This window comes from Pseudopedobacter beijingensis (assembly GCF_042678145.1).
Taxonomy (GTDB): Bacteria; Bacteroidota; Bacteroidia; order Sphingobacteriales; family Sphingobacteriaceae; genus Pseudopedobacter; species Pseudopedobacter beijingensis.
On sequence record NZ_JBHUDG010000003.1, the window covers coordinates 304,669 to 322,067 of the forward strand.

General features: G+C 37.3%; 12 protein-coding genes. 7 read left to right on the forward strand and 5 right to left on the reverse strand.

Features of this window, described 5'->3' with window-relative positions; translation table 11 throughout:
- Positions 1-222: 222 nt before the first annotated feature.
- From ACFSAH_RS03095 to ACFSAH_RS03110, 4 genes are all read right to left on the reverse strand, one after another.
- Positions 223-459 carry a hypothetical protein gene (locus ACFSAH_RS03095; RefSeq protein ID WP_379661230.1) on the reverse strand — a complete coding sequence of 79 codons (237 nt, stop codon included), beginning with the start codon at positions 457-459 and terminating at the stop codon, positions 223-225.
- Positions 460-1,042: 583 nt separating this feature from the next.
- Positions 1,043-1,564: a hypothetical protein gene (locus tag ACFSAH_RS03100; protein ID WP_379661231.1), complete on the reverse strand. Its 522-nt coding sequence runs from the start codon at positions 1,562-1,564 to the stop codon at positions 1,043-1,045.
- Between the two features lie 396 nt (positions 1,565-1,960).
- The gene (locus tag ACFSAH_RS03105; RefSeq protein ID WP_379661232.1) at positions 1,961-3,055 is read right to left on the reverse strand and encodes an IS110 family RNA-guided transposase; all 1,095 of its coding nucleotides are present in this window, start codon (positions 3,053-3,055) and stop codon (positions 1,961-1,963) included.
- Positions 3,056-3,171: 116 nt separating this feature from the next.
- Positions 3,172-3,885 carry a 3-ketoacyl-ACP reductase gene (locus ACFSAH_RS03110; RefSeq protein WP_379661233.1) on the reverse strand — a complete coding sequence of 238 codons (714 nt, stop codon included), beginning with the start codon at positions 3,883-3,885 and terminating at the stop codon, positions 3,172-3,174.
- Positions 3,886-4,704: 819 nt separating this feature from the next.
- Here ACFSAH_RS03110 and ACFSAH_RS03115 point away from each other — a divergent pair.
- The 7 genes from ACFSAH_RS03115 (at position 4,705) to ACFSAH_RS03145 (ending at position 14,590) form a co-directional block, all read left to right on the forward strand.
- Positions 4,705-5,730, forward strand: coding sequence for a LacI family DNA-binding transcriptional regulator (locus ACFSAH_RS03115; RefSeq protein ID WP_379661234.1), 1,026 nt, complete (start codon positions 4,705-4,707; stop codon positions 5,728-5,730).
- A 58-nt stretch (positions 5,731-5,788) separates the two neighbouring features.
- Positions 5,789-7,927, forward strand: a complete 2,139-nt coding sequence (locus ACFSAH_RS03120) for an alpha-glucuronidase family glycosyl hydrolase (RefSeq protein WP_379661235.1) — start codon at positions 5,789-5,791, stop codon at positions 7,925-7,927.
- Between the two features lie 9 nt (positions 7,928-7,936).
- Positions 7,937-9,019: an endo-1,4-beta-xylanase gene (locus tag ACFSAH_RS03125; RefSeq protein ID WP_379661236.1), complete on the forward strand. Its 1,083-nt coding sequence runs from the start codon at positions 7,937-7,939 to the stop codon at positions 9,017-9,019.
- Positions 9,020-9,022: 3 nt separating this feature from the next.
- Positions 9,023-11,863 (forward strand): glycosyl hydrolase 115 family protein, encoded by a 2,841-nt coding sequence (locus ACFSAH_RS03130; protein WP_379661237.1) that lies wholly within the window; start codon positions 9,023-9,025, stop codon positions 11,861-11,863.
- 33 nt (positions 11,864-11,896) lie between these two features.
- On the forward strand, positions 11,897-12,994 hold the full coding sequence (locus tag ACFSAH_RS03135) for a glycoside hydrolase family 43 protein (protein WP_379661238.1): 1,098 nt from the start codon (positions 11,897-11,899) through the stop codon (positions 12,992-12,994).
- Positions 12,995-13,083: 89 nt separating this feature from the next.
- Positions 13,084-14,064 carry a Fic family protein gene (locus ACFSAH_RS03140; protein WP_379661239.1) on the forward strand — a complete coding sequence of 327 codons (981 nt, stop codon included), beginning with the start codon at positions 13,084-13,086 and terminating at the stop codon, positions 14,062-14,064.
- A 133-nt stretch (positions 14,065-14,197) separates the two neighbouring features.
- Entirely contained in the window at positions 14,198-14,590 is a 393-nt protein-coding gene (locus ACFSAH_RS03145) for a c-type cytochrome (RefSeq protein ID WP_379661240.1), read from the forward strand.
- A gap of 115 nt (positions 14,591-14,705) precedes the next feature.
- On the opposite strand, the gene ACFSAH_RS03150 is transcribed toward ACFSAH_RS03145, so the two are convergent.
- Entirely contained in the window at positions 14,706-17,363 is a 2,658-nt protein-coding gene (locus ACFSAH_RS03150) for a beta-glucosidase (RefSeq protein WP_379661241.1), read from the reverse strand.
- Positions 17,364-17,399 lie beyond the last annotated feature (36 nt).

The following is a 17,399-nucleotide window of genomic DNA, read 5'->3' on the forward strand; positions in this document are numbered from 1 at the left end:
GGAAGAGAAATAGAGGGCTCTCTATCAGTCTGACTTTCGAGGAAACCTCTTATATTCTATGTCTATGTCTCAAGTTAAGCAATCCATAGAGATGCAAAACTTAGCTCTATAGGTATTTGTAATTTTATGTAGGATTTAAGTCAAACCTATCCCTCTTGCATTTGCACACTAAGACTTAAACTAGGATAGGGCTGATGTTTTTCAATTCGCATATTGGATTATCTAACGATTGATAAGGTGTTTTCTTTTGCTTAGCAAAAAGTTCGTTAACGAAATCAGTATCACAAAAACAAGTAATTTCACCACCCAATCCAGAACAATATTTCCAATAAATTCCTGATTTGAGAATGTCCAGCTACTCTCTAAATAGTCTCTATGCAAAGAAGTAATAATTATAGCTGATTTTTCTATAGAGGGTGTAAATAGTAAAACGAGGGCTATTAAAAGTCGTATTGGCATATTTGTTTTTATTCTCCTACCCCATAATAACTGTGTCAATACAAAATAACCAAAAGGATAAATCCAAAACCCAAACCAATACGGTCCAAACATTCTATTGATTAAAACAGAATTTATAATGGAATGCACAATAGAAAAAGTCAAGTATATAAAAAATAGCAGTCCTGTGTATCTAACTAAATGAATAGCAGATTTGTCAACCATGTCATTTAGGAATATATTTTGACTTTTTATGAGTTTTTTATTAATTCCAAATAGGATGCTATACCAAGCAAATCCTAAAAATATAGAGTCGAAAAGTAAACTTATGATCATTAAATATTGTGTTTTATTACGTTAGTGAATTAATTCCCTCTCCCTGGTTTAAGTATCCTGAAAGATCACTTAAATGCCCCCATTGAATCCAAGGACTCCGTCCGAAATATCTACCCTTCTTTTGATTCAATATCATTGCCACTTTCCGAACTCACAAGACACAAGAAGCCTTTACCCACCTTGCCCTTTCGCATTCTTGTGTCATTGAGGATAGTGTACCCTGTCAAAATCTCGAATCATATCATTGGTCGGACAACACTTATTGATATTAATTTCGTTTCTTCTGCTTCTCTTGAATTTCTTTCAACCGTTGTTCCTTTGACTCAATAGCTCTTTTCTTTAGATCAATGTGGTTTTTGTGAAACACGGTGATGATATCAATAAATCCTGATTCCTGATTAACTAACACCTTGGAAATCGTTCCATTGGCAGCTAAAAGACTTTCTGAATCTGTAGACTGCTCTCCATCAATCAAAACCGGAAGATTTCGGTATTTCCCGTCAACTTTGTATAAATTAAAAAGTTGGGTTTTATTGAAAAATTTAACATCGGCTTTTGGAATAACCACAAAGAACATGTCAGCTTTAATGCTACTATACGCTTTTTCAGCATCAGGTTTCGATAGTAACTCAAGCTTTTCTATTTGTTCAGGTCCTATAATCAGGTCACGAGTAGTCCTCTCGGCAGAATTTTGAACCTTTATAATATTATAAATATTAAGACGCTTCTGACTGCTAATATTTGACTGTGCACTGCTGCTAAAAAAGAACAGAACTGATAGTACGGTCATTAAAATTTGTTTATACATTTTCATAATACATGTTTATTTTTTTCCAGTTATCTCTATTACATTATAGAAGTTACCAGGTAACTCGGTATCATATATTCCAGTTTCAGGATCGAAATATTCCATTTTCCCATCATTATTATATCCAGTTATCATAACAGAATGACCGTCTGTCGTGTTGCCTGAGTTTCTTATTCTATTCTCACTACAAAACTGTTATCTTCAATAACCCATCTATATTTTCAAATTTATATTTGCTACTCATGCATAAAGATTAAGTTTCCCCTGTTTGGCGCAAGGTACTGTCATAAAAAACAAGTTTAAATTTAAGTTTTTTCACGTTATTTTTGTACAGCGAAAGAAGGCATACATTGATACGTTAATGAATGTCTATCTAGTTCAGCCCCGTTCATCGGGGCTGTTTATTTGGCTCTGTCGAGCCAAAGCGAAAGAAGGCTCCATCTCCTCGTTTATGAATATCTCTTCTTCTGTTGTTTGAGCGGGAGGATTAAAGTCCTCATTCTTTTTCCAAAGCGTATATATCAATACCAGAAGTTTCTTTTGCACAGCTACGTATGCTTTCATCTTTTGGTTATGCCTCGAAAGGATGCGCTCATAGAATGGCCTGAAATCCCCCATATTGTACCGCACTACGTTAAATGCCGGCAGGTGCAGACATCTTCTTATCCTGCTGTTCCCTTTTTTTGATATCCGGGTCTTTCCCTTTCGGCTTCCCGACTGGTTTTCCTCCACGTCATACCCTGCATAGCTCACCAGCTGGGGGATACTGCTGAAGAGTGCAAATCCATTTGTCTCTGCCAGTACAGTGGCTATGGTAATAATCCCTATCCCCTTTATTTGCTGTATCTTATCAGTTTTGGCCGCTACTTCTTTATTGCCTGATATATGCTTGGAAATAGCCGCTGCTGTTTCTTCTATTTGCTTATCGAGGGTAGCTACCAGCTTTTTGAGCTGCTTTATTACCGCTTTGCTACTGTAAATACTGTGCATATCGGCATGCAGCTGGTTTTTGATATTGGTCTTTAGCTCCTGCAGGCTTTGGTGGTGGCGGGTAAGTGCCCTGAGCGAATAGAAAAAATCGTCCAGGGGTTCCCAGTTCTCCAGATTTTGCTGGGCTCCCATTCTGGCAAGTCCCGATGCGTCTATCTTGTCGTTCTTTGTTTTCAGCCCCAAGGCTTTCAGGTACTGTTTGGCCTTATTTGGCAGCACTACCGATACTTTATGGCCTGATTTGAAAAGATAGAGTGCACAGGCCTCAAAATAAACACCTGTGGCCTCCATGGTGATACACAATGGAATATTGGATTCCTTCCGGTGTTTGGTAATCCATGTACACAGTTCCCTAAACCCTTCTGTATGGTTTGGAAACTTTCGGGAAGCCTTGACATTTACTTCCTGACAAGTATTAATTACTGAAAGACAGGCGTGAAAGTCCTTTTTTGAAATATCGATCCCCAGGGAATACTTTAACATAACTATAAAATAAAGTCTACTCCAAATTATTCACTTCACCTAAAACATTCTGTTGCATTACCTCCAATAGAGGTACATGTATATAGCAAGTCTATCTCCAAAAATTCAAACAACGATTATGGATTGGTAGAAAAAATAGAACCGTTAGCAATCATAGCTCTTCTGTTCATCTTTAAAATATCTCTCACCCATTCTGCAAAATCTTCTGGTTGTAATACTTTTTCAGGGTTACCGTCCGTTAGCCCGCCATCAATACTCATATCCGTAGCAATAGTGCTGGGAGTTAGCGTAATTACCCTAATATTAAACTTCCTTAATTCTGCCATCATAGATTGTGATAAAGAAATAACTGCCGCCTTAGACGCACAATAAGCAGACATATTGGGTCCTCCTTTTAATCCTGCCGTAGAAGCCACATTTACAATATCTCCTTCAGATTTTTCTTTAAGGTAAGGCAGTACAGCTTTAGCTACATAATAAACACCAAATAGATTGGTTTTTATCACCTGTTCCCAGCTGGAAGAAGACATGTTTTCAAAAGAGCCAAAATCTCCAATACCTGCATTATTTATTAAAATATCTATACCTCCTAAGCTTTTTGCAATAGCCGACACTCCTTTAATAACCTCATCTTCAGAATCCACATCAAATACAGCATAAGTAGCATTTACTCCTTTTGTTTTTAGCTCTGCTACTGTATGTTTTAGGTTTTCTTCATTTCTACCGGTAATAGCAATATTAACACCCTCATTTGCCAACATTATAGCAACAGCCTTACCTAAACCTCTACCTCCTCCGGTAATAAGTGCATTCTTTCCTTTTAAATCCATATTTTGTTAATCATTAATTTATTTTCACTTTTTAAAGCTTTTATTATTCTCATTTTTCTACAACTAGTATAAGTAGGGTTTGGCTCTTTTCTACCGTGATACTTGCACCAAACAGGCTAACCACTGTAAATAGGCCACAGATTAATATAATCTGACTATTTACCTGTTATTCAATACTACCCCTCTTCTCTGAACATGATCTCTTGATACCATCTTTAAGTATTGCCATAATTTACAAAGAACTAACCCTATTAAAAGAGAGATATACGATAAAGATATTAACAATGGTATTTAACTATAAATATAGAAGCACTAAAATAGAGATTTCATAGAGCTTTACCTCTACGAACCCTCTATAAACCCTCTGTTTTACCTCTAATAAATCTCTATAAAAATGCTTACAATAGTAACTGTATAATTAATCAATAACGCATGAGTAAGCTATAAAATATATGGTTCAATTTAAGCACTCCCTTAATGGATTGGTTTTTTAACCGGTGTACATCATATTCTTTATCACCATAATCTCTGATAGGACGATATACCATAGAAATTATTGACTCCACACCGGGAAAAATAATGAGCTTTATTAACTGTAAACGGTAAACCAGAAAAGAAGTACTGATTAATGATGATATAATTTATTTTAAAATAAGATCTACCCGATAAATATTTTCAGCACTTAAGCTATATACAAAAGGCTATTTGCAATAAAATAAACAAACTCATTATATATTTATCATCTTTACGCAACCGATTGCATTATATTTCGAAAAAATTACTATTTTAGTTGCAGAGATTATAACCGCAAAATCTTACATGAGCAAAAAAGAAATTACAATATACGATCTGGCTGAGAAATTAGGGTTATCCGCAGCAACAGTAAGCAGGGCATTAAAAGATCATCCAGCAATAAACTCGGAGACTAAAAAAAAGGTATTTGCCCTGGCGAAGAAAATGGGTTACAGAACCAATAAGTTTGCCAGTAATTTACGTAAGCAGAAAACAAACACCATAGGCGTTATTGTTCCCCGATTAAACAGTCCGTTTATGTCATCAGTATTATCGGGTATAGAAAAAACAGCCAATAATAAAGGTTATAATATTATCATCAGCCAATCATTAGAAAGCGAAGCCAAAGAACGCAGCAACGTCTTTACACATTTCAATAATCGGGTAGATGCTTTAATAGTTTCTTTATCTTATGAGACAGACAATATGGATCATTTCCAGTCTTTCATCAATAAAGAAATCCCCCTGGTATTCTTTGACCGTGTTCCCGAATCAATAAATGCTACAAAAGTGGTTATAGATAACTTTAGGGCAGGATACGAAGCCACACTTCATTTAATTGAGCAAGGTTATAAAGACATTGTCCATATCACCGGAAATATCAAAAGAAACGTTTATAAAGATAGATTTGAAGGTTATAAAAGAGCTTTAACAGACCATAACATTCTTTACAGAGAAGATAACTTTATCTGTAATGATTTAAGCGAAGATGCGATATACAACTGCATACACAACCAGATACTTACTCGTAAAAAACTACCCGATGCCTTATTTATAACCAACGATACTTCGGCTGCATTTGCGCTCTCCATATTAAAAGAAAATGGTATCAAAATACCATCAAAAATGGCGATAATAGGTTTCAACAACGATCTGATTTCAAAAGTTACCGAGCCTAATATCACCACTATTAATTATCCGGGATACCAGATGGGAGAAACAGTAGCCAGAATAGCCATAGAAAAAATAGATAATAAAAGCGAGAAAGATGTTACCAGTACCGTTATACTCAATGCAGAACTGGTAGTTAGAGGGTCGACCGTTAAAAGATAAAACTACTTTAACCAATTCATTAAATAACCTAAGCAGAAAAAATTCAACCGATTGCATTATGAAATTCATACAAAAAACACTGATATTAATACTGCTGACAACATTATCTGTAAAAGCAGATCAGGGATATAATCTTTGGCTGAACTATCAGAAACTAACCGACCCTGTTTCCCTGAAAGAGTATACCGGCCTGCTAAAAAGTATCCACTTCGATAGCAATAATAGTACGCAGCAAGTAGCAGCCAAAGAACTGCAAAATGCTTTTGGGATCTTAACAGGAAAAGATCTTCCATCAAACAGATCAATGGAGAGCGGAAGTGTGGTATTACTTAAAGAAAGTGCTTTAAAAGCACTTCAAATCAATCAACAGGTTCCCGATAATGCAGACGGATTCATTATAAAGCAGGTTACTGTACAAAATAAACAGATCATACTCATCTCTTCTCAATCAGATATAGGTTTACTATACGGAACATTTGCTTTTATTAAACAGTTACAATTACAAAAAAGACTGACCGGTCTGAATATCTCAGAATCTCCCAAAATACAGCACCGGATACTAAACCACTGGGACAATCTGAACAGAACGGTTGAAAGAGGTTATGCAGGTTTCTCTTTGTGGAACTGGCACACCTTACCAGGATATATAGACAAAAGGTATATTGATTATGCCCGGGCAAATGCTTCTGTAGGTATCAATGGAACGGTATTGAATAACGTAAATGCCAATTCACTGATTTTAACCCACGAATGGCTCTTAAAAGTAAAAGCATTGGCTGATGCTTTCAGACCCTACGGTATCAAGGTTTATCTTTCTGCCCGATTTACATCACCTATTGAAATAGGAAAACTAAAAACCGCAGATCCTTTAAACGAGGATGTTGCCCAATGGTGGAAAGACAAAGCCAATGAGATTTATAAACTGATTCCTGATTTTGGTGGCTTTCTAGTAAAAGCCAACTCAGAAGGTCAACCAGGCCCGCAAGATTATGGTCGTACACATACCGATGGCGCAAATGTACTCGCCCGGGCATTGGCACCCCATCAGGGAATATTAATGTACAGAGCATTTGTGTATGCCAACGAGATTCCCGAAGACCGGGCAAAACAAGCTTATAACGAATTCACTCCCTTAGATGGAAAATTCGATAAAAATGTAATGGTACAGGTAAAAAACGGAGCTATAGACTTCCAGCCCAGAGAACCATTTCATCCACTTTTTGGTGCCCTGCCTAAAACACCTATCATGGCAGAATTACAGCTTACACAAGAATACCTGGGGATGTCGACCAACCTCGCCTACCTATCCCCTCTGTTTAAAGAATGTTTAGATTCCGATACTTATGCCAAAGGGAAAGGTTCTACCGTAGCAAAAGTAATAGATGGTTCTTTAGATGGGCATAACATTTCGGGTATTGCAGGGGTTGCCAATATTGGAAACGATATCAATTGGTGCGGACATCCTTTTGCCCAATCCAACTGGTATGCTTTTGGGAAACTGGCATGGAATTACTCTCTTTCCAGTGAAGAAATTGCTTCCGAATGGATAAAAATGACTTTTAACACAGATGCATCAACATTACAAGCCATATCGCAGATGATGCTCCAATCTCGCGAAACAATCGTCAATTATATGACACCTCTGGGGCTGCACCATATCATGAGCTGGAGCCATCATTATGGCCCCGGCCCATGGATTAAAGATAAGCCCCGAGCCGATTGGACATCGGTATACTATCATCAGGCAGATAAAAACGGAATAGGTTTCGACAGAACATCCAGTGGTAGCAACGCCACTGCGCAATATTTTCCCGAAGTAGCAAAAATCTTCAACGATGTTAATACCTGTCCCGAAAAATACCTGTTGTGGTTTCATCACTTGCCGTGGAGTTACAAATTAAAATCGGGCGAATCATTATGGGATGGTATTGTTAAGCATTATTATCTGGGTGTAAAAGAAGTAGAGCAAATGCAAAACACATGGGATTCTCTGGCTTCAAAAGTCGACGGAGACATCCATCTTCAGGTTAAACAATTATTAAAAGTACAGCATGAAGAAGCCATCTTATGGAGAAACTCCTGTGTACTTTATTTTCAGTCCATCTCAGGACTACCCTTACCTAAAGGGCTTTCTAAGCCAGAAAAAGATCTAAATTATTATCAAAACCTGGAGTACAAATACGTTCCGGGAATATAAACCAGTATCATGAAAACATTAATGCTAAAAACCGTTTCTGCCGCTTTACTTACTGTAGCTATAACATCCTGCAAGGGAAATGCACAGGAGACAAAAGGATTAAAAGATTATTACAAAGATTACTTTCCCATTGGCGTGGCCGTAAATCAAAAAAGCCTGACAGAACCAGAAGCCAGTTTTATTAAGAAGAATTTTAATAGCCTGACTCCGGAAAATGATATGAAGATGGGGCCCATACAACCCAAAGAAGGTGTTTTCAATTGGGGGCCCTCAGATAAAATTGTCGATTTCGCTGTCAAAAACAACATGAAAGTAAGAGGTCACGCCTTATGCTGGCATGAACAGGTTGGCGATTGGTTCTTTGTTGATAAAGAAGGGAATAATGTTTCACGTGAATTGCTGCTCCAACGGTTAAGAACACATATCCATACCGTGGTTAACCGATACAAAGGAAAAATATATGCATGGGATGTGGTAAATGAGGTAATTGACGACAATCCGAACAACCTGATCAGATCTTCCAAATGGACAGAAATTATTGGGGATGATTATATCGAAAAAGCTTTTGAATATGCCCATGAGGCCGACCCCAATGCCAAACTCTTTTATAATGATTACAATAGCGAAAGACCAGAAAAAGTAGAACGCATTTATACTTTATTGAAAAGACTAAAAGACAAAAACATTCCTATTAACGGAGTAGGATTACAAGGACATTGGTCTATTTTTGAACCTTCAAGAAATGAGCTGGAATATGCTATCCAAAAATATGCTTCTCTAGGTTTAGAAATTCATATTACCGAATTGGATGTTTCTATCTACAAATGGGAGAAAGAAAAGAGAGCTAAACGTTCTGATGAGTCTGACGAATATACACCCGAATTGAAAAAAGCACAAGCCAATCAATACAAAATGTTTTTTGAGGTATTCAGAAAGTACAAAAACAATGTGACCAACGTAACGTTCTGGAACGTAACTGATAAATACAGCTGGCTGGATCATTATCCGGTAGAAGGAAGAAAAAACCATCCTTCCTTATTTGATACCAATGGAAAACCAAAAGCTGCTTTTTGGGAGGTGGTAAACTTTTAGAACATGAAGAAATTAACTTTTGTATTTATTTTATCCTTGTTTTTTGTCCAGGCTTACGCAAGCGGACTGGAAACTATAGTAAACGAGAGTGCTTTGGCTAATAGTTTCCCTATTGTTTCCTCTTCAAAAAACAGCACCATTTTATATGATGAAAAAGATTTTGATGGAGTAAAAAGGGCTATCAAAGACTTACAAAATGATATTAAACTTGTTACGGATATCAGTCCAGAGCTAAATAAAAACAACGCACAAACCGTAATTATTATAGGTACAATTGGAAAATCGGCGTTGATTGATGAGCTCATCCAAAATAAAAAAATCAATGTAAACGGCGTTTCTGGAAAGTGGGAAAGCACTTTGATAGAAGTTGTATCCAATCCTAAAAAAGGGATAGAACAGGCTTTGGTGATTGCGGGGAGCGACAAGCGTGGAACCATTTATGGCATTTACGAACTGTCTTACCAAATGGGAGTTTCTCCATGGTATTATTGGGCAGATGTTCCCGTTAAGAAAAGTAAGAATCTTTATGTAAAAACTGGAAGGTATGTCATAGAAAGTCCTGCGGTTAAATACCGGGGAATCTTTTTAAATGACGAAGCACCTGCATTAACCGGATGGGCAAAAAAAGAATTTGGCGGTTTCAATCATCAGTTTTACGAAAAAGTTTTCGAACTAATACTAAGATTAAAAGGTAATTACCTGTGGCCTGCCATGTGGGGAAGCGCCTTTAACGACGACGATAAATTAAACCCGGTAAAAGCCAATGAATATGGTATCGTGATTGGCACATCGCACCATGAACCTTTAACCCGAGCACATGACGAATGGAAGCGTTACGGAAAAGGCCCCTGGGATTATACCAAAAACGAAGAGGAGTTAAAGAAATTCTGGAAAACAGGTTTTGAAAGAGTTACCGATAAAGAAATATTAGTCACCTTAGGAATGCGTGGCGATGGCGATGAACCCATGACGGAAGGTACTGCCACCGCTTTACTGGAGAAAATTGTGAAAGACCAAAGAGACATTATTAAGGACGTAACACAGAAACCAGCAGAACAAACACCACAGGTTTGGGCTTTATACAAAGAGGTACAGGATTATTATGATAAAGGAATGCGTGTTCCTGATGATGTTACACTATTGTTATGTGATGACAATTGGGGGAACATCAGAAAGTTACCCGATTTAAAAGAAGCACCAAGAAAAGGTGGTTATGGCATTTACTATCATTTTGATTATGTTGGCGGACCAAGAAACTACAAATGGATCAATACCAATCCTATTCAAAAAACCTGGGAACAGATGAATTTGGCTTATCAATATGATGCCAATCAAATTTGGATTGTCAATGTTGGCGATTTAAAACCAATGGAATTCCCCATCGAGTTCTTTTTGGATTATGCTTGGAGTCCGGATGCTATCCCTTCCGAACAACTGAAAAACTATACCGTTAACTGGGCTGCAAAACAGTTTGGATCTCAATACAAAAATGAAATTGCTGATTTGATTGATACTTATCTGAAATATGCAGGACGTATAAAACCAGAATTACTAAACGCTAATACTTACAGTTTAATCAATTACAGAGAATGGGAAAGGGTTATTGCAGATTATGATTCACTCTTAAAAAAAGCACAAGAAATTAAATCTAAAATCCCACAAGAGTATCAAGACAGCTATTACCAATTGGTTTTACATCCTATAGAAGCTAATGGAAATTTACATCATTTGTATTATGCCCATGCTCAAAACACACTTTATGCTCAGCAAGGCAGAAATGTAACCAATCATTATGCAAACGAAGTAGAAAAAAGATTTAAAAAAGACGCCGAAATTACCCATTATTATAATGATGTGATGGCCAATGGTAAATGGAAACACATGATGGACCAGACACATATTGGCTATACCTATTGGCAACAGCCGGAATCGAATGTGATGCCAAAAACAACCCAGTATGAAGCTTCGCATAAGCCTTCATTAGGACTTAGCATAGAAGCTAGTGAATCATTTTGGACAGGAAAAGCAACAGCAAATGAAAAACTGCCTGTATTTAACGCTATGTCTAAGGCTAAGCACTATTTTGAATTATTTAACAGAGGAAACGGAGAAGTCAAGTTTAATATCAAAGCTTCTAAATATATCACCTTATCGCAATCAAATGGATCTTTTAAAGATCAGGAACGTATCTGGGTCACTATAAACTGGGATTTGGTACCAAAAAGATTAATATCCAGCCAGATTATAGTATCAGGAAATGAAGGAAGCAGAATCACACTGCCTATTACAATTGACAATAGATTTAGCGAAGGCAAAAACCTATTTGCAGAACAGAATGGTGTTATTGCCATAGAAGCTCCACATTATTCTAGAGCAAACAATAATCGACCTGTTTTTTGGAAACATTTAGAAAACCATGGTAAAACCCTTGGCGGGATGACTGTTTACCCTTCTACCGTTGCAAATCAAAAATTAGATCATAAAACGCCCTATCTGGAATATGATATTTTCGTCAACGAAGCCGGAAATTACACCTTGCATACTTTGGCAAGTCCGACTTTAGATTTCAGACAGGGCAAAGGTCTTCAATTTGCCATTTCTATAAATGATGAACAACCGGTTATTGTAAATATTACTGAAGATGACAACAAACCAAAAGTTTGGGACAAGGCGGTTGCCAATAGTATTAAAGAATTTAAAACTGAACTCAATATTGCCAAAGCAGGAAAAAACACCATTAAATACTGGATGATTTCTCCTGCCGTTGTCTTACAAAAACTTATTTTAGATACCGGAGGACTTAAATACAGTTTTCTGGGGCCGGAAGAAACATTAAAACCTTAATCAATAATCATAAACTTAACAAAATTATAATCCATGAAAACAAAACTCAGATTTCCATACGCATTAGCCCTATTGGCTGTAGCTGGAATTTCTTGCCAAAACAACAGTAAAACAACAAGCAACCAAACCGCGCAAGAAACAGCGGACACTTCCAAATTTATCGGTCAACCTTTGGTTAGCGATTTATTCTCTGCCGACCCTTCTGCACATGTATTTGAAGGAAAAATTTACGTTTATCCTTCACATGACATCGATGCAGGAACTCCTGAAAATGACAATGGAGACCATTTCGATATGCGTGACTATCACGTTTATTCTATGGATAGCGTTGGTGGAAAGGTCACAGATCATGGCGTTGTATTGAAAAGAGAAGATATTCCATGGGCGGGCCGTCAACTTTGGGCTCCTGATGCGGCTTTCAAAAATGGAAAGTATTACCTGTATTTCCCTATGAAAGACAAAGAAGATATCTTCAGAATTGGTGTTGCTACTTCTGACAAACCTTACGGTCCTTTTAAAGCGGAGCCAAAACCTATTGAGGGAAGCTACAGTATGGATCCTGCGGTATTTACCGATGATGACGGCACTTCTTATATGTATTTTGGTGGAATCTGGGGTGGTCAATTACAAAAATGGGAGAATGGCAAATTTAATAAAAATGGTTCTATGACCGATTCTCAAAAGGAGGATGAACCTGCTTTAAGACCACGTATTGCCAAAATGAGCGCAGACATGCTGAGTTTTGCAGAACCAGTTAGAGAGATTAAAATATTAGACAAAGATGGTAAAGAAATATTGACCAAAGATCACGACAGACGTTTCTTTGAAGCAGCCTGGATGCACAAATACAATGGCAAATATTATTTTTCTTACTCTACAGGAGATACGCATTATATCTGCTATGCGATTGGTGATACCCCTTACGGCCCATTTACTTATCAGGGGGTGATATTAGAACCTGTACAAGGATGGACAAATCACCATTCTATTGTAGAGCATAACGGAAAATGGTGGTTATTCTATCACGACACACAAATTTCTGGTAAAACACACTTGAGAAATATCAAGGTTACGGAATTAAAATACAATCCAGATGGAACTATTCAAACCATTAACCCGATGAAGAAATAGAGTTTTATAAATTTTTCAACCATACGAACGCAAAGCACTCAAAGGTTTTTATTTGACGCTTTGCGTTTTTATTTGTTAAAATTTTATATTTGATAGTATCAAATGATAGTATCAAAGTGAAACCTCCATATCAGATAACCTCTAAAATCCTTTCTTTAATTTCATCTATTTCTCAGAAAATAGGAGAAATTAATGCCAAACATCTAGTTAAATCGAATCCGAAACTTCGTAAACAAAATCAAATCAAAACGATTCACGCTTCGCTAAATATTGAAGGTAATACACTTTCTGAAGATCAGATTACTTCTATTCTGGAAAATAAAAGGGTAGTCGGACCAGAAAGGGACATCAAAGAAGTTTTAAATGCACTCACCGTTTATAAAGTGCTTGGCCATTTAAAATCTTACTCAGAAAAGGACTTTTTAAAAGCACATAAATTACTGATGACCGGATTGATTGAAACCCCAGGAAGATACAGGAATAAAAGTGTAGGTATTGTAAAAGGTACAAATATCGAGCATATAGCGCCTCCTTTTGAGAATATTAGTTTTTTAATGTGTGATCTTTTCAAATATTTAAAAGATAAATCTGAGTTAACACTCATTAAAAGCTGTGTTTTTCATTATGAGATGGAGTTTATTCATCCGTTTTTAGATGGGAATGGACGAATGGGAAGGCTCTGGCAAACATTGATTTTAATGGACGAATTTCCGCTATTCGAGTTTCTGCCTTTTGAAACGCTGATCTCTAAACATCAGAAAGAATATTATAATGCACTTTCTGTTTCGGATAAACGTGGGCACTCCACTATATTTATTGAATATATGCTGGGTATAATTGATTCCTCCTTGGTTGAATTATTAGAAAATACTTCAAGAAAATTAAACGAAAGAGAACGACTGGAAATATTTCTGGAAACAAACAAACAGGAGTTTTCCAGAAAAGATTACATGAAACACTACTCCGAAATTTCATCTGCAACAGCAAGCCGGGATTTAAAGAATGGTGTACAACTTGGTTTAATTGAAAGGTTTGGCGATAAAAAAACAAGTTTGTATAGGAGTATATAAAGCCTAAAACCGTACGTGTTCTTACTACTAACAAGAATCTAATATTTCATAATGACTTTTCATCTCTTCACTTTATAATTCCTTCTTTTTTCACTTTTTCTTACATTAGTACTATACCAATAAACTATCTAAAATGAGATACCAAAAAATTATAACCATCTCAGCCATCTTGTGTTTTGTTGCCTTAATGAGTGCATTTGCACCGCAACAGGAGGACCAGAAAGCTAAAAATCTAAAAGTATTACCGAAAAATATTAGTCATGATGAACTTAAGAACATCATGGATGATTTTAAAGTAGCTTTAGGCGTAAAGTGTAATTTTTGCCATGCTGCAAGAAAAGATGATCCATCCAAACTAGACTTTGCAAGCGATGAGAACAAACACAAAGAAATTGCCCGCAAAATGATGCGTATGACAACAAAGATCAACAAAAGCTATTTTAATAAAAAGCAGGAAGACGGCTCTTTAAAAGCCATATCATGTGCTACCTGTCATAATGGAGCGAAACATCCCAAGATGATTTAATTTTGGATATAGTTTTAAATGAAACGGTCTCGCCAGGACGGCTTTTATTAAAAAAATCTATTTTCCACATCGTATCTCTACAAAAGGACGATGTGGAAAATAAGCATCTAAATTCCTACAGAACAACCTTTACAGCAACAGATTTCAGATTTTCATCATCTGAAGAACCTCCATACATTATCGTGTAATCGCCTACTTTAGGAATAAGCCCATCTACAGATACTTCGTAAAATTCAAAGGCTTCCGCCGAAAGGTCGAAATCTACGTATTGTGTTTTTCCTGCATCTATAGCTACCCGTTTAAAACCTTTTAAAGATTTAACCGGAGCATCGGGATCTCCATTTCTTTTCACATAAAGCTGTACTACTTCTTCTCCTTTTAAAGAAGATGCGTTAGTCACTGGTATACTCAGTCGTAAACCTTTTTCCAATTTTATCACATCGGTTCCTAAATTCACGTTTCCGTACTCAAATTTAGAATAACTTAAGCCATGACCAAAAGGGTATAAAGGCTTCGTATCCATATATCTGTACGTTCTTCCCTTCATACTGTAATTTTCGAAGCCTTGTTTGCTGGTATCAGCTGTTTTTAAAAGTGCCTGATCTAATTGGGCCAGACTTTTATAGAAAGTTACAGGTAATCTTCCTGCCGGATTATAATCTCCAAACAGCACATCAGCTACAGCCGTCCCAGCTTCTTGCCCACCATACCAGGCGCATAACAGCGCATCATAATTTTTCTCATCCTGCTCCAAAGCCAAAGAGCTGCCGGTACATAAAACAAAAACCACAGGTTTTCCTATCGTTTTTAAGGATGTCAGCAATTCACGCTGTATTTTAGGCAGATCGATGGAAACCTTATCTCCTCCCCTAAATCCTTCTGCATTTACCGGCATTTCTTCGCCTTCTAACTGTGGAGACAATCCACCAACATACACAATAGCATCTACATCTTTTAAACGTTTCGTTAAGGTCGTAAAGTCTGCTTTATCTTTTTTGAATACCGAAAAACCAATATTTACAGATCTTCCAACCTGTTTATGTTCTAATACAACAGAATATTTTTTTCCTTTTTCTACCCTCATCGAATACTCTGTACCTATAGAAGCTTCCCTTCCTTTTTTAGCTAAAACTGATTTCCCATCTATATAAAGTATATAACCATCCGAAGCGTTGGCTTTAAAAGCCACTTCACCGGTATAAGGAGCAGTAAATATTCCTGATATTCTGGTAGAGGTATTTTGCAAATTAACCCCCTGAGCCAAAGCGGTTCCGCCCGCATTATTATAATTTATCCCTAAGGTATTGATAACGGTAGCTTCCGGGTTTCCAGCCAATTCAGCATTATTAAAAAACTCCACTTTCAATCCCTTTTGTCCCTTAGCTGACTCTGAAAATCCTGCATATAGAGAAGTTCGCACCCAGGGATCTACCCAATCACTTCCTTTATCATAAATAATCTCCGCATTCGGCAATTTATTTTTTATCCCCTGTAAAATGGTAACAGTAGCGGTTGGTGTTCCATTATAATTGCCCCAGAGCATCACGCTATCTGCCGCATTAGGTCCAATAACGGCTATTTTCATCACACTCTTACTTAAAGGCAGTACCGATTTTTCATTCTTCAGCAAAGTCATAGACTCTCTTGCTACTTTTAATGCCTGCTGGATATGCGCTTTGGAAGCTACAGTACTATAAGGCAGATTACTCCATGGCAAACGATTTGTCGGATCTAACATCCCCAATTCAAACCAACCTCTCAACACCCTTCGCAAAGAAACATCCATCTGTTGCTGAGAAATAAAACCCTGTTTAACGGCATCGACCAAACTGGCATAAGCACTGCCGCACTCTAAATCGGTGGAATGCCTTACTGCATCTGCCGATGCTGAAGCGGCATCTTCATGCGTTTCGTGATGTCCTTTTTTGAAAAAATCATCAATCGCCCAACAATCGGAAACTACAATCCCTTTATACTCCCATCTATTTCTTAAAATATCTGTTAACAAACGATCGCTACCACAACACGGTTGGCCATCAAAAGCATTGTAAGCACACATCACTTCTTGTACATTGGCTTCTTTCACCAGCGCTTTAAATGCGGGAAGATAGGTTTCCCACAAATCTCTTCCCGATGCAGTAGCATCATAAGAATGTCTGTTCCACTCGGGACCGCTATGTACGGCAAAATGCTTGGCGCAGGCATGGGTTTTAAAATATTTAGGGTCGTTTCCCTGTAAACCTTTAACAGCCGCTACACCCAACCGCGTGGTCAAATACGGGTCTTCTCCGTAGGTTTCTTGCCCTCTACCCCATCTTGGATCTCTAAAAATATTGATATTCGGCGTCCAGAAAGACAAACCATAATATCTTCCTCTCTGATTACTTTTAACCGCTTCGTTATATTTCGCTCTGGCTTCATCAGAAATAATATCAAATGTCTGCTTGTGTCCGGGTTCATTCCAGGTTGCCGCCATACCAATAGCTTGGGGAAAAACGGTCGCTTTTCCAGATCTTGCCACGCCATGCAAAGCTTCATTCCACCAATCGTACGCCGGTATCCCTAATCGGGCTACAGGTTTAGAACTGTTCATCATCAGCCCGACTTTTTCTTCTAAAGTGAGTAAGCCCAATAGATTTTCTATGCGCTCCTCTATGGGTGCATCCGGATCTCTAAACCTATAGGGTATTTCCTGACTTTTTAAAGTGCTGCTACCTGCAAGTACACAGAAAAAACAGCCTACTAAATAAACGATTAAACTCTTCTGATTCATGTTTATATTTTTTAATCAAAGAACCTGTTCTTTTTA

Bases quoted from the DNA above. Each gene is read 5' to 3' on its own strand.
- ACFSAH_RS03095 (WP_379661230.1), bottom strand. From the start codon at position 459: ATGCCAATACGACTTTTAATAGCCCTCGTTTTACTATTTACACCCTCT.
- ACFSAH_RS03100 (WP_379661231.1), bottom strand. From the start codon at position 1,564: ATGACCGTACTATCAGTTCTGTTCTTTTTTAGCAGCAGTGCACAGTCA.
- ACFSAH_RS03105 (WP_379661232.1), bottom strand. From the start codon at position 3,055: ATGTTAAAGTATTCCCTGGGGATCGATATTTCAAAAAAGGACTTTCAC.
- ACFSAH_RS03110 (WP_379661233.1), bottom strand. From the start codon at position 3,885: ATGGATTTAAAAGGAAAGAATGCACTTATTACCGGAGGAGGTAGAGGT.
- ACFSAH_RS03115 (WP_379661234.1), top strand. From the start codon at position 4,705: ATGAGCAAAAAAGAAATTACAATATACGATCTGGCTGAGAAATTAGGG.
- ACFSAH_RS03120 (WP_379661235.1), top strand. From the start codon at position 5,789: ATGAAATTCATACAAAAAACACTGATATTAATACTGCTGACAACATTA.
- ACFSAH_RS03125 (WP_379661236.1), top strand. From the start codon at position 7,937: ATGAAAACATTAATGCTAAAAACCGTTTCTGCCGCTTTACTTACTGTA.
- ACFSAH_RS03130 (WP_379661237.1), top strand. From the start codon at position 9,023: ATGAAGAAATTAACTTTTGTATTTATTTTATCCTTGTTTTTTGTCCAG.
- ACFSAH_RS03135 (WP_379661238.1), top strand. From the start codon at position 11,897: ATGAAAACAAAACTCAGATTTCCATACGCATTAGCCCTATTGGCTGTA.
- ACFSAH_RS03145 (WP_379661240.1), top strand. From the start codon at position 14,198: ATGAGATACCAAAAAATTATAACCATCTCAGCCATCTTGTGTTTTGTT.
- ACFSAH_RS03150 (WP_379661241.1), bottom strand. From the start codon at position 17,363: ATGAATCAGAAGAGTTTAATCGTTTATTTAGTAGGCTGTTTTTTCTGT.